This is a genomic window from Agarivorans sp. B2Z047 (genome assembly GCF_023373605.1).
Classification (GTDB): Bacteria; Pseudomonadota; Gammaproteobacteria; order Enterobacterales; family Celerinatantimonadaceae; genus Agarivorans; species Agarivorans albus.
Genome location: NZ_CP088080.1, coordinates 563,997 through 587,061 on the forward strand (window position 1 = coordinate 563,997; position 23,065 = coordinate 587,061).

Here is a 23,065-nt window from a genome sequence, read left to right on the forward strand (position 1 = left end):
TTTGTGTTTGGAGTTTATCGGCTTAAATATTAGGGTATTTGTTCGAATTTTGATCACTGTCAAACATCATTAACCAAAAACAAAGATCTTTGTGAGCTAGTGCTCAATAAGTGAGCGCTTGTCTTCATCGTTCAAATATTAAGCGTAGATTAGAAAGGCGGTAAATTAACTATGGATAGTTAAGGTTGTGTTTTACTTGTGGTTCTTTCCAGTGGTTAGTCTGCCCCTCATCGCAAAACACCAAAGAGTGGTGATGAGTTGAGTCTTAAAGAGACGCTCTAAGATTACATGGGAAAGTAACAATGAGAAAATTCAGCAAACTCGCCACTAGCGCTCTGCTAGCTGGTGCGGCGTTGGGCTATGCGTCCAGCGTCACGGCGGCACCAAGAACCGCCTTTGTACACCTCTTCGAATGGAAATGGGAAGACATTGCACAAGAGTGTGAAACCTTTCTAGGACCTAAAGGATTTGCCGCCGTGCAAGTCTCACCTCCAACTAAATCTCACAACGCTGGCGCGTGGTGGAGCCGCTACCAACCGGTTAGCTATTCCTTTGAAGGACGCAGTGGTAGCCGTGGTCAATTCCAAGATATGGTACAGCGTTGTAAAAACGTTGGGGTAGATATCTACGTAGATGCCGTAATTAACCACATGGCAGCCTACGATAGAAACTTCCCTGAAGTACCTTACGGACCAAATGACTTTAACTCTTGTACCAGTGATATCGATTACGGAAATCGCTGGCAGGTACAAAACTGTGATTTGGTGGGGCTAAATGACCTTAAAACTGGCTCAGAGTATGTTCGCCAAAAAATCGCAGACTACATGAATGATGCGATAAGCATGGGTGTAGCAGGTTTCCGTATTGATGCAGCCAAGCACATTCCGGCAGGTGATATTGCTGCGATTAAGGGCAAGTTAAACGGTAACCCTTACATCTTCCAAGAAGTGATTGGCGCAAACGGTGAACCGGTTCGTCCAACCGAATATACTTACATTGGTGATGTTACTGAGTTTGAATTTGCCCGTAAATTAGGTCCTGCTTTTCGTGATAGCAATATTGCGTGGTTACGTGATTTAGGCAACCAAATGGAGCTATCTAGCGCCGATGCGGTGACCTTTGTGACCAATCACGATGAAGAGCGTCATAATCCAGGTGGCCCAATCTGGCATGGTGTTCAAGGTGACGGCTACTTCTTAGCGAACGTTTTTGCGCTAGCCTACCCTTATGGTTACCCAAAAATCATGTCTGGTTACTACTTCAACGGTGACTTTGATGCAGGTCCACCTAGCAGCGGCGTACATACTGGTAATGCCTGTGGTTTTGACGGTGGCAACTGGGTGTGTGAGCACAAGTGGCGCGGCATTGCTAACATGGTGGGCTTCCGTAATCATACTGCTGGCGAGTGGAGTATTACCAATTGGTGGCAGGGTGGTAACGACCAAATTGCCTTCGGGCGTGGCGGCTTAGGTTTTGTTGTTATCAACAAACGTTACGGCAGCTCAATTAATCAAAGCTTTGATACAGGCATGCCAGACGGGCAGTACTGTAACATTATCGAAGCTAACTTTGATGAGAGCACTGGTCAATGTAACGCTGCTGCTGATTCAAGTGGACAATCAGTGATTACGGTGAGTGGTGGTCAAGCTAACTTTACTGTGGGCGGTGACCAAGCTGCAGCAATTCATGTTGGTGCAAAAATTGGTGATGTTTGTAGTGGTGCAGATTGCCCATGTACTTCTAACTGTGGAACTGACCCAGAACCAGCTACGCCAGTAGCGGCTAGCTCTATTTGTACATCAGAAAACCTACCTACTCTGTACTACTGGGGAGCACAGCCTGCTGGCAGCCTTGCCAATGCAACTTGGCCTGGTGTCGCCATGCAGAAGAACGGCGATTTCTATTGTCATGATCTAGGAGTCACACTTACCAGCATCAATGCTATCTTCAGCAACAACGGTGCTAATAAAACGGCTGACTTAACTGCAGCGGGTGCCGGTTGTTATAAAGACGGTAGCTGGAGCAGTTTAGAGGCTTGTGGCTTTGAAATTAGCGGCTCGAATCCAGACCCAGTTGGTGGCACAGAAGTTTGCTACGACAACCAAGCTGGCTTTAGCAATCCAACACTTTACTACTGGTCGGTTTCAGCTGAAACCTCGGTTGCCAATGCGCAATGGCCAGGTGTGGCAATGGTGCAAAAAGGTGGCTACTACTGCCACGACTTTGGCACTAAGCTAAGCAGCTTAAACATTATCTTTAATGATAGTGGTGCTAATCAAACGGCAGACCTAAATACTACGGGCGATGTATTGTGTTATGCCCAAGGTAGCTGGGTTGCTGCAACTAACTGTGTTGGTGGAAACCCTGACAATGGCGGCGATGAAGTGTGGTACTTCCGCGGTACGCCAAATGCTTGGGGAACAACTCAACTTGATTACGACAGTGCTAGTGGCTTGTACTACACCGTTCAAAGCTTTAATGGTGAAGAAGCACCAGCGCGCTTTAAGATAGATAGTGGTAACTGGACAGAAGCGTATCCAAATGCGGATTACCAAGTGTCTGACAACACTACTTATCGCATCAACTTCAATAGCGCTACCAAAGATATTACGGTAAACGCGCAGTAAATTGTTTTTATGCGTCTCAGCTTTTTGCCCGGTTTACACCGGGCTTTTTTGTACCTGCTGACTCGGCTTTATGCCTTGGCGGCTAACCAGGTTTTATAGCCACCAGTAAGATTCTTAGCTTTAAAACCGTGATTAACCAATTGGCGATAAGCAACGTTGCCGCGCAACCCTACCATGCAATACACCAAAATTTCTTTATCTTTAGGCAGCTCGTTAATACGCTCTCTAAGTTGATCTACTGGAATATTAACCGCACCAGGAATTGCTCCTAGCTTTTCTAACTCTCCAGGATTTCGTACATCAAGCACTAGCTGGTCTGCGCTCGGTTGGTTGATTTCGTCGCTGTGGCAAAGGCGAGTATCACCTTGAATGCTGTTGGCTGCGACAAAACCAGCTTGATTGACGACATCTTTGGCACTGCCAAACGGAGGAGCATAAGTGAGCTCTAAATCTTGCAAGTCAAATACTGTTAGACCGGCGCGCTGGGCCACAGCGATTACGTCTATGCGTTTATCTACGCCATCTTTACCTACTGCTTGTGCGCCCAAAATTGCACCACTAGTTGGATTGAATAGTAGCTTTAAATTGATGGGATGCGCGCCAGGGTAGTAGCCCGCATGACTGGCTGCGTGTACATACACTTTTTCATAATCCAAGCCTTTGCGCTGCAAGGTTTTCTCATTAAGGCCTGTAGAAGCCACAGCTAAATCAAAGATTTTGCAAATGGCGGTACCTTGGCTTCGTTTATAATGCTCGCCTGCGCCAAAAATGTTGTTAGCCACCATGCGGCCTTGGCGGTTAGCTGGGCCTGCTAAAGGAATAAGTGCCGCATCACCAGTAACAAATTCTGGATCTTCAATGGCATCGCCCACTGCGTAGATATCGGGATCAGAGGTCTGCAGTTGGCTGTTTACCTGTATTCCACCTAGTTTGCCGATGTTTAAGTTAGCTTGGCGGGCTAAGCTGGTTTCTGGTTTTACACCAATGGCCATAATCAGTAATTCTGTTTCTAATAGGTCGCCATTGCTCAAACGCAGTTCTAAACCCTGTTCGTCAACACTGGCTAGCTCATCGGCGGCTTGTTGTTGGCTAGGAAACACGGCTTCTAACGCTACGCCAAGGCGTAAATCTACTCCATGGTGTTGCATCTCTTGGTGAAGAGGCGCGGCCATTTCGCTGTCTACTGGCGCCATCACTTGTTGTGATAACTCAACCAAGCTGGTGTTAATGCCACGTTGAATAAGGGCTTCGGCCATTTCGATACCAATGAATCCACCGCCAACTACCGTGGCATGTTTTGGCTGGTTATGCTCAATGCTAGCAATGATTTTGTCCATATCAGGTATGTTACGCAGCGAGAACGTGCGTGAGTTTTGAATACCAGGAATTGGCGGAACGATGGGTGACGCACCTGGGCTTAATACCAATTTGTCGTAACTTTCTTGGTAGTTTTCTTGAGTACTTAAATTGCGAATAGTGAGGGTTTTGTCTTGGCGGTTAATGCTTACCACTTCGTTCATTACTCGCACATCTACATTAAATCGTGCTTTAAAACTCTCTGGAGTTTGCAGTAACAAAGCATCACGTTGCTCAATGTCGCCGCCAATATGGTAGGGCAAACCGCAGTTAGCAAAAGAGATGTAGGGACCTCTTTCAAACATAATGATTTCTGCGTCTTCACTTAAACGTCTTGCACGTGCTGCAGCCGAGGCACCGCCTGCTACTCCGCCTATGATCAAAATCTTTGTCATGTTTGTCTCCAGTATTAAAAACTCTTTTCTGTTAGAGAATGAGCAAAAGCTTAATCAAGTTCTGTCACTCAACTATTGATGTGGATCGTTAGTGACAGATTTGCTCATTAGTCATTGGCTATTAATCTATATTAGATAAATCTAAATTGCAATTATCTAATTAAGTTTTATTTAAATTAGATTTGACTAATTTAGTGGTGCTCGTATAATTCAGCCTATCGAGGAGGTGTGTATGCAAAGTCATGAAGTGTTGCATGAGCAAGCTAGTGTGGTTAGCGACTATCTCAAAACCATTGCTCATCCAGATCGTTTAGTTGTTTTGTGTTTATTGTGCGATGGGGAAATGAGTGTAGGGGAGCTATTGGCTCACAGTAACAAGAGTCAATCTGCTTTTTCTCAGCACTTAAAAGTGCTGCGAGAACAAGGCTTGGTAGCAGTGCGTAAACAGGCGCAAACGGTGTTTTATTCCTTGGCTGACACTAGAGTGAAAAGCTTGTTAGCTAGTTTGCAGCAGCAATTTTGTAATTGATTAAATAGTGGAGAGATTAATGACCGAATTTAGCCCTGGGAGCGCCTTAGTTGGCGGAATGTTGTTAGGCCTGTCGGTATCGTTACTAATGCTACTTAGTGGCCGCACAGGTGGTATTAGCGGCATATTAGGCGGGATTTTTGGTGCATCAAAGAGTGAATGGCCATGGCGAGTAGCGTTTATTGCTGCGATGGCCGCGAGTTTATTGTTTAACCCCTTACTGGGTTTAAGCGAAGCCGCTTTACCCAACTATTCATTAACTTGGCTGCTGGCTGGTGGTTTTGCGGTTGGCGTAGGTACCCAGCTAGCAAATGGCTGTACCAGTGGTCACGGCATTTGCGGCATTGGCCGTTTTTCGCTGCGCTCTATCGTTGCCACGATGGTATTTATGCTTAGTGCTGCGGCTGTGGTTTGGTTAGCAGGAGGTGCTTATGTTTAAAGTAGTGGTTGGCTTAATCACCGGTTTATTATTTGGTTTGGGCATGAATGTGTCGCAAATGGTTAACCCCTATAAAGTGCTTAACTTCTTAGATGTAAGTGGTAATTGGGATGCTAGCTTGGCGTTTGTTATAGGTGGTGCCTTATTGGTATTTGTACCTTTTTATCATTTGCTGATTAAACCAAGAAGCCATGCGGTAAATGGCGAGCCTATTCAATGCTCTACGCTTAAGACGATTAGTCCTAAACTGATCATTGGCTCGATTATCTTTGGCATAGGTTGGGGAATGGTAGGCATTTGCCCTGGGCCTGCGGTGGCCAGTTTGCTGCGCGGAGAAGCCGCTATTTATTGGTTTTTGTTGAGCATGTTATTGGGGCATTACTTAAGCAAACGCCTATTCTCTCGCGCTTAAACGAAACGCAACTAAAAGGGGAGCTTGCCGCTCCCTTTTTTCTGCTTAGTGGTTTAGTCGGTATGTTGCTGCATGATGGTTATCATGCCAAGACCCGCCATATCTTCGTCCCAATTGTGTTTTTCCACCACGTTCTCAGCTTGGTGGTAAGGCAACAAGTTGTCGTGTAAAGTGCGCAGCATCGACTCTTTCATGTGTTCATATGCGCGAATTCCCGGACCAGATATAACAATCTTTTGTGGGTTAAATAGTGCCATTATGTTGGCCAAACCCATGCCTAACACGGTACCAGCTTGGGAGAAAATCTGCGCCATTGCTGGATTGTCTTGCTCGGTCAGTTGGTTTAAGTCGAGCATCTGTTTTTCTGAAGGGTGCAGCATGTCGGTAGGTGGCAAGTTGTAAATGGCACTGGCGTCGCGGTAAATCGCGTAGTCACCTACATAGGCCTCGATGCAGCCTCGACCGCCACAACGGCATTGCGGGCCATTTAAACTAAATTTGGTATGGCCAAATTCGGTAGTGGCTGCACTGGCATCTTGATAAAGCTCGCCGTTAACAATCAAGCCCATGCCAACCCCATAGCCGAGTTGGATAGCAACTAGATTATCCAGTTTGCTGTATTTAGGCAGTTGAGTTAAGGCCACAGCGAGGCAATTAGCGTCATTGGCAATAAACACCGGTAGCTGACTTTTTAGCTGCAGTTGCTCAACCAGTTCCAGTTGCTTACCCTTGATGGCTGGGCTCCACAATATGCCCTTACCTTGTGTTTCTATAACCCCTTGCACTGCTAAGCCAAGGCCGCGCAGTTTACTGCGTTTAACCTCATAATGCTGAATAAACTCTTCGATGGCTTTAGACAGCGCATCAACCAGTTGTTCTTGGTTTAGCGTGACCGTTAACATTGCTTGAGTCGCTTGCGCAACGATGGTGCCAGAGGTATCTCCCAGCATAAAGCGCACTTCGTTAATCGATAGCTTTATGGCTAGATAGAAGGCTGCTTGGTTATTCAGTTGTAGTTTTACTTTTGGCCTACCGCGTCCACCACTGGGATCTAACACTACATTCTGCTCAACAATTAAGCCTTGTTGAACCAGCTCAGAGGTGATCGAAGTGATGGTTGCGGGACTTAATTTGGTGTGGTCGCCAATTTCTACACGTGCCAGTTCACCATGGAGGCGCAGAGTTTGAATAATGTCTCGGCGATTGGCACTTCTAATTAGTTCGGTATCGGTGATTTTTTTCATACTGAATCGGCTAAGTAACTACTTCCATTTCAAAAATACGCGTTTTAAAGGGAATAAGAATCTCTTTCTTGGTGATTTGTTATTTCTGTCACGCTTATCTAAATTCCTTGTCAAAGGCTGAGTTAAGCGTCTCAAAGATGATAATGACAATATTGTAATTAACGCGGTGCTTCAAGCAAAAAAATCCCGCCATAAAAGGCGGGTCTTGGTAATTCATCCAGAAAGGAAAGGAAAATGCTACTAGTAATGCATTGACACATTACTAGGCCTGAAGAGAACGGCGTTCACTTCTACCTTGAACATATCAGCCCTACAGCTCACATTTGCTGAAAAAATGTTCAAGATGCTTAAAGCTTATTCGTTAAATTTGTTATAAGAAATTATGAAACTTGGTTGTTCTATTAACAGATTTTTTAAGCGTGTCTGCGGTCACGTTCTGAAAAAAAGCCCTTGAGCTTAAAAAAAAGCCATAGGTGCTTACTTAAACGACTAATATTTAAGAGCTACCAACTGGATTTTGAAGGATGATTGTTTGGTTAAGTGCATAGGATGGTGTTGCTTAGGAATGTTGCTAGCTGGCTCTGCGCTAAGCCAAGCGGATACCCTGCGTTTGGCTACTCATCACTTGCCTCCCTATCAAGTGGTGAATGGTGATGCTTTAAGTGGCTCAACGATTGATGTGATGCAATGCAGTTTAATTGAATTGGGTCAGCCTTATCAGGTTGACGTTAGGCCGATTAATCGTGCGTTTAAGGAGCTGCAGGCGGGATTGTTTGATGGTGTTTTTGTGTTAAACCGTACCGCAGAAAGAGACCAGCTTGCCATTGCCAGTGAGCCCTTGATTGTTACTTATCGCAGTCTTTTTAGTGTTCAAAAGATTGATACCGAAGTGCACAGCCCTGAAATGAAAGGGCTAAAAATAGGTGTATTGCATGGCTCGGCGATGCACCGTTGGTTATCCAAGCACGAATACCCCAATATACATACCCGCTATGACTACCATATTTTATTTGAATTATTGCAGTTAGAACGTATCGACGCGATAGTGGCGCCCCACGAAATTTATGCACATGAACAGAGCCACGGGCACGTAACTCGTAACATTGAAACTCGGCACCTAAGCCAAGCTAATCTATCGAGTTATTTCTCTGCCGAATGGCTAGAACAGCGGCCGGATTTTTTACAACGATTTAACGCTGCTTTAGATGTTTGTAGGTAGGTTGACTCGTTGTTTTACAAATAGTGTTGCAAGTAAAAAGCCCAAGTGAATCACTTGGGCTTTGAGTTATAAGGGCTAGTGTTACTTATTTAGCTTGAGTAAACATGGTAACTGCGGTGCCTTCTACCACGGTGCTACCAGACACGTTGCCAGCGTTAACTGCTCCATTGGCATCGGCTACCTTAGTCCAGCTGCCTGCAGGTAAACTTACCGTTTGGTTATTACCACTGTTATATACAATAAACAGGTTATGGCTGTCGCTAGGATCGGTGATGTGGCCTGTTATCACCTGTCCACCAAATTGGTCCGGGCGGCTAACATTTAAGTACTGTGCAACTTCTTGGCTGGTATTCATGCGCAAGCCCGCATGTTTACGGCGCAACTCAATAAGTTGTTTAAAGTAGTTAAAGGTAGCGATGTTATCTGCTTTGTTAGACCAGCGAATTGCATTGAAACTATCTGGTGCGTTGTAGGTATTATGCGTACCTCCATGAGCGCGATAGTTCCAAGCTGATGGGGTACTAATTTGCTGGTTATTGGTTTTGGTGCGCAGGAACTCGTCACCGGCATGCACAAAAGGTATACCTTGGCTGGTAAGTATCATGCCCATGCCAAAATTAACCACTCGTTTAGGGTAGGTTAAATCGCTAGGTGGATTAAAGCTAATCACCTGATGCGAGCTATTTTGCTGCACATTGCTTGAAGTACTTAAATACACCTTGTCCCACAGGCCAAAGTTATCGTGGGCCGAAATGTAATTGATGCTTTGTTCTGGATCGGCCGCGTAATTACGGAACCAGGTGCTGTTACGACCATCGTTTGGATTGTAGGGCGAACCTTGAAAGCCATCGTAAATCGCCCAGCCAGATTCAGCAGCATCTACATTGTTAAACATGTAACCAGTGCGAGTATCGTCATTTGAGCCTTTTAATGATTCGCGGAAAGCGCCATTAAATACCCCAATGTTTTCATCGGCTAGGTGGTGAGTGGTACCGTAACGAACTCGCTGACCTTCTAGAGGATCTGTTGCGTAACCGTTCCAAGGTTCGCCATAAATCAATAGCTTACGGTCTGCAAAGGTATCGTTTAAGTGGCGACCCCATTTTTCAACTTCTTGATAAGAGAAAATACCAATTAAGTCGAAGCGGAAACCATCGATGCCGTATTCGTCTACCCAATACTCTAAGGAGTCTTGGATCATGCGGCTTACCATTGGTACATCTGCGTTGATTGAGTTACCAGTGCCAGACAAGTCGCTGGCGGTATAGTATTGACCAGAAATATTCTCAAACATTTCATCATCAAAGGTGTGGTTGTATACCACATCCATGATGACTCGAATCCCAGCTTTGTGGAACTCATTCACCATGGTTTTGAACTCACGCGCTCGTTCTTCATAGTTAGTTGGAACGGCTGAGTAGCGATCTTCTGGAATGTTAAAGTTACGAGGGTCATAACCCCAGTTGTAACAAGGGTCGCTGTCTGGCAGGCCATCACAGGTGGCAAAGTCGTACACTGGCAATAGCTGCACGTGGGTAACGCCTAGCTCTTTTAAGTGGTCAATACCGGTTTTTACACCATTAATAGTGGTGCCAGTTTCCACCATGCCTAAGAACTTACCGTTGTTGCCAGCGCTTACCCCTGAGCTTGGGTCGATAGTAAAGTCACGAACATGCACTTCGTAAATTACGGCATCTTCACGCTCAACTAAGCTTGGGCGTGTAGCCCAACCGCCAACTGGCTCGGTGCGCGACATGTCCATCACAATGTTAATGGCTTCGTAATCGCCAGTACCCGGTTGTGACATCTTCCCGTATGGGTCACGAACCTGAACGCCATTGATAAGGAAGGTATAAGGTTTTAAGTGCAAGTCGCCTGCAACGGTTACTTGGTAAACTTGGCTGTAACCGGCGAAGTCAGGCACTGCTTGTAGCGTGTGCTCAATCCCATCAACCACCACTTTTACATTGCTATGTTCTGGCGACCATATTGAAAAGGTGGTGCTTTCTGCGGAGTAAACCGCACCTAAGGTTTCACTGTTGCTACCACAGTTAGGCTCGCAGCCTTGTTTAACGGTGCTTACTGCTTTGGTGGTGGCGTTGAAACAGATTTGGTAAGTAGAGTTTGCGTCTACTAATACGTCTGCACTTGGATAGTTTTCAGTCCAATCGCCAAAATGATCAATTTTGAAACGCGGATTGTTGCTGCCAAAGCTTTGCGTGGTGCAGTAGTTATTACCGTCGCTGCTGGTCATTAGGGTGGTTTGCCAGCCATTGGGGGTTCCACGGAAGTACCATGTATCGGCCGGTGCATCGCTAATGGTGTAGTCAAAGGTGCTTAAGGCAGAGTTGCCGCTGGCATCGATGGCAAATACCTTTAAGCTTAAATCTACCCCATCGCTCACTACATCACTCGCGGTAAAGCTGACATCGTTACAGGGGCTGGAAGCCGCTGTTGGTGTAGAGCCGTCGGTGGTGCAGTAAATCAACGGTGAGCTGTCTTGATTATCACTCACACTCAAACTGATTTGCTGAATTTCGGTGTAAGAGCCGGCTGCTGGGTTAGCCGTAACCACCGGTGCTTGAGTATCAGTAACGTCGTCTGGCGTTACCGTAATCGCCTTTGAGCTAGCGTTAAAGCAAATTTGGTAGCTGGCATTGCCAGTAACGGTGTAATCTGCGCTTGGATAAGCTTCGTTCCAGTCACCGTAGTGGTCGATTTTGAAGCGAGGGTCATCGTTGGCAAAACTCTGAGTAGTACAGAAGTTGACGTTATCGGCGCTGGCCATTTCTGTTGTTGCCCAGCCATTAGAAGTGCCGCGGTAGAACCAGCTATCTTTTGGTGGCTCTACATCTCCGCAAGTAGCCACTTCTGTGGTGGTGATGTTTTTGCTGTCGCTAAAGAAGCGAATTTCGTAGTTTTTGTTGGCGTCTACCCGAACATCTGCGCTTGGGTAAGCTTCGTTCCAGTCGCCAAAGCGATCAATTTTAAAGCGTGGATCGTTAGCACCAAAGCTTTGACAAGTTCGGTATTCACTGCCCGAAACAAGTTCTAAAGCGCTAGTTGCCCAGCCGTTGCTGGTGCCTCGATAAAACCAATCAGCTTGAGCGGCAGAGCTTGCTGCCAATAAGCTGATGACTAATGCTGTCTTTTTCATGATATTAACTGTTCCATAGTTAATCCACCCAGCCATTCCGCACAGAGCAAAATGGCTGGGTGGGAATATTCAGATTTATAGTTTGTCTAAAATCACAAAGCTGTTTGCTGGCACCGTTACTGAGTGGCTGCCGCCGCTCACAGTAATGGTTTGCTCGTTGTAGCTGGCGGCGTCGGTATTTGGCGTAATTAAACGATAGCTACCATTAGCCATGTTATTAAAGGTGTAACTAAAGCCACTGCCTTTAGTGAGAGCTACGTAAGCTACAGCTGCCCCGTTATCACGAGCAAATGCTGCATGATCGCCATCTAGCAATAGGTCGATTTGCTGACCTTTTTGAATAGCTTCAGAGGAGCTGCGCAGGCTATTTAGCATTTTTAAATGCTTATAAAGCGTTGGTTGGTTGGTTTTGGCGTAGTTAATTCCTTCTGAACCCAGCATCCAACGTGCAACTACATCATCTTTTTCGGTAGTAGTAATGTAGTGTGGCCAGCTTGAATAAAGCACCTCGGTGCCGTAAAACACCACCGGTAGACCGCGGAACAAGTAGATAAAGTTTAAGTTATTGAGGTACTGCGTTTCACTCAATACACCGTTAGCTCGGGTAACATCGTGGTTATCAACAAAGGTTGCTAGATAGGTTGGGTCGTAAATGCCAGAGGCATCGCCATCGGCACCGGCAATACGGGCGTAGCCATTGCCGTCGTCAAACCCGGCTTCACCTCTAAAGGCTTTGCCCATCCAACCTGGGAAGTCCATGGAAGAACCATGTAAGTCCAACATGTGGAATTTTTTGCCTTGGCCATTGTAGATTAGATCAACCGCCGACTTGCGATCGCCTGTCCATGCTTCGCCTGCCATGTAGAAGTTGTCGTTGCCTAAACTACGAGCATGAGCATCCATTTCTAGGGTGAATCGTTCCCAGAAATCAGCAGTCATGTACGATACCGTATCAATACGGAAAGCATCTACGCCATGGTCGATAAAGCGCTTATACACATTGATTAGATGTTTAGTCGCGTTTTGGTCATCGTCACCATGTTCGTTAAAATCGAGCAAATCGATCAACCAGGTATTCCCAGTACTGGCGTAGCTAAAGAAGCCATTTTTAGCGCCATCCATGTAAGGGTCATTGGTTTCCCAATTCCAGGTTTGGCCATCCATTTTAATCTCTAGCGCTCGGTCGGCCCATTTACTCTTCGAGCCCACTACCGATTGACCAGGCTGACCGTGGTTTACCACGATGTCGAGCATGATCTTCATGCCCCGTGAATGCAATGCATCCACTAAGGCGTCAAAACCTGCCCAGCCATCATTGTCTTTACCTAAAGAGTGTAGGTGCGGATCGATTTTATCGAAGTCGTAACCCCAGTAACCGTGGAAGGCCGAAGCCTCGTAGTCGTCGTTGGCGTTAAAGCGGCGGCCTTCAGGCTGTTTAACCACTGGGGTAATCCAAATGGCGGTAAAGCCCATGTCTTGGATGTAATCGAGATTATCGATAATGCCTTGGAAATCACCACCATGGTAGTAAGACAAAGGACCGGTTTTGCTGGTATTGGTGTTGTACTTATCGGCTTCACCGTTAGGTAAGTACTCGTCACCCCAGATGTTGTTGTTGCTCGTATCACCATCTGCAAATCGATCGGTCATGATGAAGTAAACATTTTCTTCACGGAAGTCGCCGCTGGTGGTGATGTTAGGGTCGATGGTGTAGTTAAAGGTGGTTACGCCTTGATTACCACTAGCATCTACAGCCAATACTTTTAATACCAAATCAATCCCATCAACTAGGATATCTTCGGCGGTAAAGCTCTGTTGGTTGCATTGACCGAGTGCGGTAGTGGGTATGCTGCCGTCGGTGGTGCAATAAAGCTTAGGCGCTGGATCTTGGTTGTCGCTAACACTTAAGCTAATTTGTTGCGCGGTGGCGTAACGGCCGCCTGATGGAGAGGCGCTAACCACGGGGGCTTTCGTGTCTTCACCTTCAATCTCTGTTGTGGTGATTTGTTTGCTGCTGGCATCAAAACAAATATCGTAAGTGGTATCTGGATTAACCGTTACATCAGCGCTTGGATAATTTTCGGTCCAATCGCCAAAGTGATCCACTTTAAAGCGCGGGTTATTGCTGCCAAAACTTTGAGTGGTGCAATAGTTATTGCCATCGCTGGTGGTCATTGCAGTGGTTTGCCAATCATTAGGTGTACCGCGGAAGTACCAAGTATCTGCTGGGGCCTCGCTAATGGTGTAATCAAAACTACTCACTGCGGAGTTACCGCTTTCATCAACCGCAAGCACTTTTAGGCTTAAATCAACGCCGCTGGCCACAACATCGCTAGCAGTAAAGCTTGCATTGTTACATAGCGGTGAAGCTTGAGTAGGTATTGAGCCATCGGTAGTGCAGTAGATATTGGGTGCGTTGTCTTGATTGTCACTAACAGTTAAGCTTATTTGCTGAGCTTGGGTGTAAGAACCCGCTGCAGGATTAGCGCTTACTGTAGGAGCTTGAGTATCTTCTGTAGTGGTTGGCGTTGCGGTGATTTGTTTTGAATCGGCGTTAAAACAAATCTGGTAGCTAGCGTTGCCAGTTACTATAAAGTCTGCTGTTGGGTAAGCTTCGTTCCAATCGCCATAATGGTCGATTTTGAAACGTGGGTTATCATTAGCAAAACTCTGGGTAGTACAAAAGTTTAGGTTATCGCTGCTGGTCATGGCTGTGGCAGCCCAACTATTGGAAGTACCGCGATAGAACCAGCTATCCTCTGGTGGCTCTATCTCTCCACAGCTTGCAACTTCTGTAGTGCTTATATTTTTGCTGTCGCTAAAAAAACTAATGTTATAGCTCTTGTTCGCATCAACCCGCACATCGGCGCTAGGGTAGGCTTCGTTCCAGTCGCCAAAGCGATCGATTTTAAAGCGTGGGTCATTGCTACCAAAACTTTGGCAAGTGGTGTATTCGGTTCCTGAAACTACCGCAAGGGGAGTGGATTGCCATTGGTTTGGCGTACCCCTAAAGTTCCATTCGGCTGCCACAGGCGCAGACAGCAACGTCGCCCCCGCGAGAGCGATTGTTAACTTGTTCATGGATCCTTTCCTTATACTGTTTTTCTTGCTGTATTTTTAACCACTTGGTTATGGCGAAAATTTTGTAAATTCGCTCAACGCTAGTGGTTTTTAATCATTGTTATAGTTGTTCGACCACGGCACAGATCATTCTGCTGGCCATGGCTATAGCAATGTTAGAGAAAAAACATAAAGGAAGGATAAAAAATGTACAGAAATGTGAGCCTGTCATCACAAAGGTATCAAGATAAGTTGATGCCTTTGTAAATAAAGCTTAACAGTTTGAATTGTAGGATTTATTTCTGTTGGTACTGGGCCGCTAGTTGACGGTAATCTTGGTATTTTTTGATTAGGTCGACCTGCTCCAGCTCTGCGTTGTCAAACAACAGCGCGCCGCTGTTTTGAAGCTGTAAATAAACAGTGGCAGCCATGGTGATAACTTTGTCGATGCGCTTTAAGGTCATTGGGGTGCAGCTCTTGCCACTAATGTCGTCGGCAATGTCTAAACAGTGGGAGCGGAAGCTTTCTGCAATAAATAGATTTTTTAGTGAACGCTCGTTGTCTAACGCATATTCCCAGCGTTCAATAATTTCTGTTTGCCATTGGATAATTGCAGGCTGAGCATAGTTTTGTTTTAGCCAAATGAGCTTTTGAGTATAAACATCTAATGCGGCTTCTTTTAGCTCACGATAAATCGCGAGTTGGTCGGCAGCGGTCATTACGTCTTGATAGCGCAGCAGGTAACCAAATACATTGCGCGTTTCTAAACGCTCTACTGCGTGAAAATCGGGTGCTGCTAAGCCATCACTATTAAAGTGCTCTAATGGATCGTAAGGATACATGTAACCAAAGTCGAACAAGTGGATTTGTCGGCCGTCGTAAATAATGTTGCCAGGAGATAAATCCCACTCCATTAAACCTGCTTGTTCTAGAGCAAATTGGGTGTCGAAGATCTGCCTAAAAATCTCACGGCTAAAGCTACATAATGGTTTGCCTTCAATCCAAGGTGACAACATAAAACCAAGGCGATAGTTGGCATACAAGGTGGTTACGATGTGTTGGTAGGCTTTAGCTGTGCTTGGTTTGTCTTTAAGCGCTTGGATATCTCGGCGGCGTTGTACTTCGTTGAGGAAAGAGGTTTCACCATCCACATTATGCACTAAGGCTTGAGCGCGACGTTTCTTGAGGTTGTAATGGCGGCCATTAATACATAAATGATATACAACAGCAGTTAACCCACCTTCGAATACTTCTACTACGTAGGGAGAGTCTGCGTCTAGCGCAGCCAATTGTTCTGGCGGCAAGGGGCAGGCAGCGGCATCACCCACTATAATATTCTGCTCACCTTGTTGAAAATGCAGTTGAGCTTGTTGACGTTGTTCAACTAATGCATTCATCAGTACTCTCCATCCTTGATTACTTTTTTGTGAGTTTATTCTCATAAAACCTTGGAGTAAGGCGCTTTTATGGGATGAAAACCGTTTCGGTCACAAATATGTTGTGCCTTTAGAAGGTAATTAGCGCAGGATCACATTTAAGATCGTTGATCTTAAATATGACCAAATGATGTTAACTAACTAAGGATGGTGAAATTTAGCTGTTGTTTTTGTTGAGCGCGGCGCGCAACGCAGCAATGCCTTTATTGCCTTTTTCTTGGCGTTCTTCAGCGGTTTCCTTTTTACGGCGTTGCTCCCACACTAAATCGTTTTGTGGCAGTTCGTATAAAAACCGGCTTGGTTCTGGTTTGATTAGCTCGCCAAACTGGCGACGCTCTTTAGTTAAGGTGAAGGTGAGTTCGCGCTGGGCACGAGTAATCCCAACGTAAGCAAGGCGACGTTCTTCTTCTACATTGTCTTCATCAATACTGCTTTGGTGCGGCAATAAACCTTCTTCCATACCGATGAGGTAGACGTAAGGAAACTCCAAACCTTTTGAGGCGTGTAAGGTCATTAATTGAACCTGATCGCTTTCTTCGTCTTCTTCGCCACGTTCCATCATGTCGCGTAAAATCAGCCGATTAACCACTTGTGGCAAGGTCATTGGCTCGTTGTCGTTATCACCTTCGAGCATGCCACTTACCCAGCGAAATAGCTCTGAGACATTCTTCATGCGCATTTCTGCAGCTTTAGGGCTGGGGCTGGTTTCGTAAAGGAAGTCTTCATAGTGAATATCGCGGATCATGTCGCGTACAGCTTGCTGAGCATCTCCTCGCTCAACACGCTCGGCCAATGCCAGTAACCACTGACTAAACTCATTCACTGCATTAAGTGCGCGGGTAGGCAGAATACTGGTCATGGCTATGTGGGTAGTTGCAGCAAACAAGCTGATTTGTTGCTCGTTGGCGTAGGTACCCACTTTTTCTAAGGTAGTTGGGCCAATTTCGCGACGTGGCGTATTGATGATACGCAGCAAGGCGTTGTCGTCGTCTTGGTTCACCAATACCCGTAGATAGGCCATGATGTCTTTGATTTCGGCGCGGGCAAAAAACGAGGTGCCGCCACTAATTTTATAGGGAACACGGTTGTTCATTAAGGTTTTTTCGAGCAGCCGAGACTGGTGATTGCCGCGGTATAAAATGGCGTAGTCTTGGTAATTGGCGTTATTCATAAAACGGTGACCGATTAACTCGGCCACTACCCGTTCAGATTCTTGTTCTTCGGTTTTCGCAAAGAGAATCTTAAGCGGTTCACCGTAGGCTAACTCGGAGAACAGCGATTTCTCGAAAATATGTTCATTGTTTTCGATAAGAATGTTGGCGCACTTTAATATCCGCTGGGTTGAGCGATAGTTTTGCTCCAGCATGATCACTTCTAAAGCGGGGAAATCTTTTTGCAGCTGCATCAGGTTTTTAGGCTGCGCACCACGCCAAGAGTAAATGCTCTGGTCATCGTCACCAACCACGGTGAAGCAGGCGCGTTCTTGAGTAATTAATTTTACCAGCTGATACTGGCTGGTATTGGTATCTTGATACTCATCTACCAATAAATATTGAATGGTATCTTGCCAACGTTTACGCACTGCTGCGTCGTGTGTGAGCAGTAGCGTAGGCATTAAAATTAGGTCATCAAAATCTAGTGCATTATAGGCGGTAAGCTGACGCTGATAGGCTTCGTACATGTGGGCAAACAATTGCTCTTGCTGGCTCTGCCCGGTTGCTCTTGCCACCGCTTGCGCCGGTAGCACCAGATCATTTTTCCAGTTAGAGATGCAGCTTAGTAGTTGCTTTAATAAGTCTTTGTCGCCTTCGAGTTGTTTTTCGGTGAGCTCTTTAAGCAAGGCCATTTGGTCTTGGTCATCAAATAACGAGAAGTTAGGTTTTAGCTTTAGGCTGCGGTATTCACGACGAATAATGTCTAAACCCAAGGTATGGAAGGTACATACCCGTAATCCCCGTGATTCTTTGCGCCCCATGGTTTGGCCGACACGTTCTTTCATCTCGCGGGCGGCTTTGTTAGTGAAGGTTACCGCGGCAATGTTTTTTGCCTTATAGCCACAGTTTTGAATCAAATGAGCAATTTTGTTGGTAATAACCCGTGTTTTACCACTGCCTGCGCCTGCTAATACTAAGCAGGGGCCAGATACATAACTAACGGCTTTATCTTGTGCGGGATTTAACTTCACGGAGCTTTCCTTCTAAACGGGCCGTGCATTTTAGCCGATCAGAGAGGGCTGATCTACGCCGCTTTAACGCTTTCATATTCTTTAACAAAGGTAAGAATTTGTAAAATGAACAATTATTCATTGATTGTTTTTTGATGAGGAATATAATCGCGAAAAATACTGAACAAATGTTCATTTTTATGATTTCCGATAAACGCGTACGTATATTGATGGCTGCTGAGGCGCTGATTAATAAATCAGGGCTTGAGGCTGTGTCTATTCACCGCGTTGCCAAGCAGGCAAAAGTAGCGACCGGTACCATCTATTTGTATTTTAAAGATAAAGACGAGTTGATGGCGGAGCTTCATGAGCGTAATTTGCGTTTGTTTGCCGAGGCCTTTTTGGCAGATGTTAATACGGCACAGAGCTTACAAGAGTGCCACAGTCGTTTGTGGCTAAATGCACTACACTACCATCAAGAAAATGTGAATGTGCAACGCTTGTGGGTCCATTTAGAGACCTTACCTAAGAATGCTCGTCACAAAGCGCTTATCCAGGAATTATTTAAACCGGTAAAACTTTTTTTTAGCCGTGGTGTCGAACAAGGCTGCTTTAAACCTTTACCAGGCGAAATGTTATACGCCTTGGCCTTTGGCCAAATACTCGAAATTTGTCGCTTTTCTCAACTTCGAGAAGCGAATTTTACAAAGCAAGACATGGATGCCGCGCTTTTAGCTAGCTGGGATGCTATTACCATACACCCTTAGTGATTGGAGTGGGAAATGAAAAAATGGATGGCAATCATGCTAGTCATAACAGTGATTCTGTTTGGTAGCGTGTTTGGTTTTTACCTATTCAAACAAAAGATGATTGCCGAATTTATGGCTAATCGTCCGGTGCCAGAAATGCCTGTGGAAGTGGCTACAGCTAATGCAGAAGACTGGCAGCCAGCAATTGAATCAATTGGATTTATTGAGCCCTACCAAGGTGTGAATATTAGTAGCTCAGTGGCTGGATTGGTGACTAAAATTCACTTTACTTCGGGTGACACAGTAAAAGCGGGTGAGCTATTGGTAAGCCTAGAAGCTGACGTTGAAAAAGCTAACCTGGCTAGTGCTAAGGCCAAGCTTCCAGCGGTTAAGCGCCAAATGGAGCGCAATAAAACCTTGCTGGATCGTGGTTCGGTTTCGCAAACCCAGTTTGACGACTCGGAAGCTAACTACCTTGCTTTGGTCAGTGATATTGAAGCACTTAAAGCCACTATTGAACGCCGTGATATTCGCGCACCGTTTAACGGTGTAATGGGCATTCGCCAAATCAACCTTGGTCAATACTTGCAAGCGGGTGACGACATTGCTCGTTTAGAGAACCTCGATCATATGTTGCTGCGTTTTATTGTGCCGCAAAAAGACATATCGCTAATCAATGTTGGTACCGAGATTGAGCTTAACTCTGATGCTTATCCTGCGCAGTGGTTTAAAGGCAAAATCACTACCATTGAACCTACCGTTGACCCACAAAGTGGTGTGATTCAGGTACAGGCTACCATTCCAAATGCTGAAGGGCTTTTACGCTCTGGCATGTACGCCAGTGTACGTATTTGGCAAGCGGTGCAGCCTAATCAAATTGTGGTGCCACAGCAGGCTATTTCGTTTTCCTTATACGGTGAATCTATTTACGTACTAGAAAGTGAAACCGCAGATGACGGCAGCGAAACCTTAATTGCTAAGCAACGTTCTGTAACGGTGGGTGAACGCCGCGGCGATGTTGCTGTGATCGATAAAGGCGTGAACGCTGGCGAACAAGTCGTGGTTTCTGGTCAAGTGCGTTTACGTAACGGGGCTGTGGTTCGTATTGTTGAAGATAGCTTCGTACAACGCGACCAAAACTTGCCAAAAGATTAGGAGCGTAGGTCATGAGATTTACCGATATTTTTATTCGGCGACCGATATTAGCGCTGTCTTTAAGTTTGCTGCTGCTGATTATTGGTATTCAATCAGTATTTAAGCTGCAAATTCGCGAGTATCCAGAGCTAACCAACACGGTTATTACTGTGAGCACCGCGTATTATGGTGCGCCTGCAGAAGTTATTCAGGGTTTTATTACCCAGCCATTGCAGCAGTCGATTGCTGAGGCGGATAATTTAGATTTCTTGGAATCTAACTCTTCTATGGGCAGCAGTACCATTACTGCTTACATGAAAACAGGTGCCGACCCAGATGCTGCACTGTCGGAGATTATGGCTAAAGTAAACGCTGTACGTGCGCGTTTACCCAGTGAAGCCTTAGACCCCAACATTTCGCGTTCAACCGGTTCTAGTACCTCGATTATGTACATCGCCTTTAGCAGTGATGAGCTAAAAGCGGCGCAAATTGTTGATTATGTAAACCGTAACGTGCAGCCGCAAATGGTGACGGTAACGGGCGTTGCCAAGGCCAATGTTTACGGGCCGCAATTGTCGATGCGTGTATGGTTAGATCCAGTAAAACTGGCAAACCATAAACTTACCGCGGCAGAAGTGGTTAACGCTCTGCAAAACAACAACTTTAGGTCGGCACCGGGTCAAGCTAAAAGTCGTTTCTTCCTCTACAACGTAGAAGCTGATACCGATCTTAAAACCCGTGCCGAGTTTGAGCAGTTGATTGTTGCGCGTAGCGAAAGTGGCATTGTGCGCTTAAACGATGTGGCTGAGCTGGAGCTGGATGCAGCACGTGAAACCGTGCGAGCGAAAGCTGATGCACAAACCGCGGTTGTGGTAGCCATTGACCCAACGCCTACTGCCAACCCGCTAACCGTTGCCAAGTTGATTACGGAAATGCTACCCGACTTGGAAGCTAACCTTCCAGATAGCATGGGCATGCAAGTACTTTATGATTCAACGGAATACATTGAATCATCGATTAATGAAGTACTTACCACCATTGTGGAAGCCACCATTATTGTTGTGGTTGTAATTTTCTTGTTCATGGGTAACTTGCGTGCAGTACTCATTCCAGTTATCGCGATTCCGCTATCACTGATTGGTGTGTGTTTGGCGATGCAAGCCTTAGGTTTCTCGCTAAACCTATTAACCTTGTTGGCTATGGTGCTGGCAATTGGTTTGGTGGTGGACGACGCCATTGTTGTGGTGGAAAACGTGGACCGGCATATTCGCCAAGGGATGAAACCCTTTGATGCTGCCATTGTTGGTACCCGCGAAATTGCCTTGCCGGTAATTTCGATGACCATTACCTTAGCAGCAGTGTATTCGCCGATTGCCATGGTTGAAGGTTTAACCGGCGTATTGTTTGCCGAGTTTGCCCTTACCCTTGCCGGTGCGGTTGTGGTATCGGGTTTTGTTGCCTTAACCTTATCGCCAGTGATGTGTTCGGTATTACTTAAGCACAACCCTAATCCTGGCCGTTTTGAAGTAGGCGTTCATAAGTTCCTAGACAGTTTAGACAGTGGCTACGACAAACTTGTTGGCGGGGTATTAAGGTACCGCCCTGTAGTGGTGATTTTCGCCATTATTGTGATGGGCTCTTTGTACCCGCTACTGAAGATTATTCCTACTGAACTTGCACCTGCTGAAGATAAAGGCGCTGCAATGATTATGGCGAATGGTCCGGCTGGGGCAAACATTGACTACATGGATCAATACACCACCGAAGTGGGTCGACGCGGCATGGCCTTAGATGATATTGCCAGCGCATTTACTTTAGCGGGTATACCTAGTGCGACTCAGGGTTTAGGTTTCTTGAACACCACTTTGTGGGAAGATCGCACCATGAGCCAAGATGAGCTGGTTAAAGCTATTCAAGCCGAAACCGCCGACATCGCTGGTGTATCGGTCGCTTCGTTCCCGCTGCCGGTTTTGCCCGGTGCCAGTGGTGGTTTCCCGGTGCAGTTTGTATTGCAAGGTACCGGTGATTACCGCACTTTGGTGAGCCTAGCGCAGGAGCTACAACAAGCTGCTATGCAAAGTGGTTACTTTGTATTTACCGACTTAGACACCAAGTTCCAAACGGCAACCTTAGACATTAAGGTTAACCGTGATAAAGCTGGTGCCTATGGGGTGAAAATGGCAGACATTGCCAGCACATTAGGCACTTTAATGGGCGATGGTTACATCAACCACATTAACTATGATGGTCGCTCATATGAGGTGATTCCTCAGGTTAAGCGGGAAGACCGTTTAAGCCCTGAGGCTATTGGTCAGTTCTATGTGAAAACTGTTGATGGTAGCCCGGTACCCTTGGTTAACTTGATTGAATGGGATTTAACTGGCCAGCCAAGCTCGCTATTGCAAATGAACCAAACCAACTCGGTCACCTTAAACGGGGCCTTAATGCCTGGCCAAACCATGGGTGACGCGCTTAAGTTCTTAGAGCAAAAATCTGCTGAGATTTTACCTAAAGGTTATGGCTTTGAGTACAAAGGTGAGTCTCGTCAGTTTGTGCAAGAAGGCTCGGCCTTGTATGCCACCTTTGGTTTAGCATTGGCGATTATCTTCTTGGTATTGGCAGCGCAGTTCGAAAGCATACGCGACCCAATTGTGATTATGGTGTCGGTACCGCTAGCGATTTGTGGTGCCTTGCTGATGATGGGCTGGGGCTTAGCCTCACTCAATATCTATACCCAGATTGGTATGATTACCTTAGTCGGTTTGATTACCAAACACGGTATTTTGATGTGTGAAGTGGCTAAAGAGCGTCAAATCTTGAAAGGTGAAGACAAGATCACTGCGATTCGTCATGCTGCCCGAATTCGTTTGCGTGCAATTTTGATGACCACCATCTCTATGGTTGCGGGCTTGGTACCATTGCTACTCGCTGTTGGTCCAGGTGCTGCTGCACGCTTTGATATTGGTATGGTTATTTGTGCGGGTCTATCTATTGGTACGATATTTACATTGTTTGTATTACCAGTGATTTACTCTTACCTAGGCGCAAACCATAAACCTGTGCCAAGTGTTGATCACTTGGTGGGTGATACGGTAGCCGATTAAGCCAACACTGTAAGTAGTAAAAAGCCCAAGCAATTGCTTG

14 protein-coding genes are annotated in these 23,065 nt (G+C 45.9%); 8 read left to right on the forward strand and 6 right to left on the reverse strand.

From position 1 onward, the window contains the following. Positions 1-302: 302 nt before the first annotated feature. The gene (locus LQZ07_RS02675) at positions 303-2,627 is read left to right on the forward strand and encodes a starch-binding protein (protein WP_152783131.1); all 2,325 of its coding nucleotides are present in this window, start codon (positions 303-305) and stop codon (positions 2,625-2,627) included. Between the two features lie 68 nt (positions 2,628-2,695). Here the strand turns inward: LQZ07_RS02675 and LQZ07_RS02680 are convergent, their stop codons facing one another. Next, the gene (locus LQZ07_RS02680) at positions 2,696-4,378 is read right to left on the reverse strand and encodes an FAD-dependent oxidoreductase (protein WP_152783133.1); all 1,683 of its coding nucleotides are present in this window, start codon (positions 4,376-4,378) and stop codon (positions 2,696-2,698) included. Between the two features lie 232 nt (positions 4,379-4,610). Here LQZ07_RS02680 and LQZ07_RS02685 point away from each other — a divergent pair, with 232 nt between their 5' ends. The 3 genes from LQZ07_RS02685 to LQZ07_RS02695 are packed head-to-tail and all read left to right on the forward strand — an operon-like array spanning position 4,611 to position 5,758. Next, positions 4,611-4,907, forward strand: coding sequence for a metalloregulator ArsR/SmtB family transcription factor (locus LQZ07_RS02685; RefSeq protein WP_016401955.1), 297 nt, complete (start codon positions 4,611-4,613; stop codon positions 4,905-4,907). A 19-nt stretch (positions 4,908-4,926) separates the two neighbouring features. Further along, positions 4,927-5,346: a YeeE/YedE family protein gene (locus tag LQZ07_RS02690; protein WP_152783135.1), complete on the forward strand. Its 420-nt coding sequence runs from the start codon at positions 4,927-4,929 to the stop codon at positions 5,344-5,346. Then, entirely contained in the window at positions 5,339-5,758 is a 420-nt protein-coding gene (locus LQZ07_RS02695; protein WP_152783137.1) for a DUF6691 family protein, read from the forward strand. The genes LQZ07_RS02690 and LQZ07_RS02695 overlap by 8 nt, the downstream gene beginning before the upstream one ends. 53 nt (positions 5,759-5,811) lie before the next feature. Here the strand turns inward: LQZ07_RS02695 and LQZ07_RS02700 are convergent, their stop codons facing one another. Next, positions 5,812-7,002, reverse strand: a complete 1,191-nt coding sequence (locus LQZ07_RS02700) for an ROK family transcriptional regulator (RefSeq protein ID WP_152783139.1) — start codon at positions 7,000-7,002, stop codon at positions 5,812-5,814. 532 nt (positions 7,003-7,534) lie between these two features. Between LQZ07_RS02700 and LQZ07_RS02705 the strand changes: the two genes are divergently transcribed. Then, positions 7,535-8,221, forward strand: a complete 687-nt coding sequence (locus LQZ07_RS02705) for an ABC transporter substrate-binding protein (RefSeq protein ID WP_152783141.1) — start codon at positions 7,535-7,537, stop codon at positions 8,219-8,221. Positions 8,222-8,306: 85 nt separating this feature from the next. On the opposite strand, the gene LQZ07_RS02710 is transcribed toward LQZ07_RS02705, so the two are convergent. The 4 genes from LQZ07_RS02710 to rep form a co-directional block, all read right to left on the reverse strand. Beyond that, positions 8,307-11,378 carry an alpha-amylase family glycosyl hydrolase gene (locus tag LQZ07_RS02710; protein ID WP_152783143.1) on the reverse strand — a complete coding sequence of 1,024 codons (3,072 nt, stop codon included), beginning with the start codon at positions 11,376-11,378 and terminating at the stop codon, positions 8,307-8,309. 75 nt (positions 11,379-11,453) lie between these two features. Continuing rightward, complete coding sequence (locus LQZ07_RS02715; protein WP_152783145.1) at positions 11,454-14,459, reverse strand: alpha-amylase family glycosyl hydrolase; 3,006 nt, start codon at positions 14,457-14,459, stop codon at positions 11,454-11,456. Positions 14,460-14,734: 275 nt separating this feature from the next. Next, the gene (locus LQZ07_RS02720; protein ID WP_152783147.1) at positions 14,735-15,835 is read right to left on the reverse strand and encodes a phosphotransferase; all 1,101 of its coding nucleotides are present in this window, start codon (positions 15,833-15,835) and stop codon (positions 14,735-14,737) included. 196 nt (positions 15,836-16,031) lie between these two features. Beyond that, positions 16,032-18,059, reverse strand: a complete 2,028-nt coding sequence (gene rep, locus LQZ07_RS02725; RefSeq protein ID WP_016401947.1) for a DNA helicase Rep — start codon at positions 18,057-18,059, stop codon at positions 16,032-16,034. Between the two features lie 179 nt (positions 18,060-18,238). On the opposite strand from rep, the gene LQZ07_RS02730 reads away from it, so the two are divergent. The 3 genes from LQZ07_RS02730 to LQZ07_RS02740 are packed head-to-tail and all read left to right on the forward strand — an operon-like array spanning position 18,239 to position 23,025. Continuing rightward, a complete protein-coding gene (locus LQZ07_RS02730) occupies positions 18,239-18,805 on the forward strand; it encodes a TetR/AcrR family transcriptional regulator (protein ID WP_194164145.1) in 567 nt (188 codons plus the stop codon). Between the two features lie 15 nt (positions 18,806-18,820). Continuing rightward, positions 18,821-19,942, forward strand: coding sequence for an efflux RND transporter periplasmic adaptor subunit (locus LQZ07_RS02735; protein WP_016401945.1), 1,122 nt, complete (start codon positions 18,821-18,823; stop codon positions 19,940-19,942). 11 nt (positions 19,943-19,953) lie between these two features. Continuing rightward, positions 19,954-23,025 (forward strand): efflux RND transporter permease subunit, encoded by a 3,072-nt coding sequence (locus LQZ07_RS02740; protein ID WP_152783149.1) that lies wholly within the window; start codon positions 19,954-19,956, stop codon positions 23,023-23,025. The last annotated feature ends 40 nt before the right edge of the window (positions 23,026-23,065 follow it).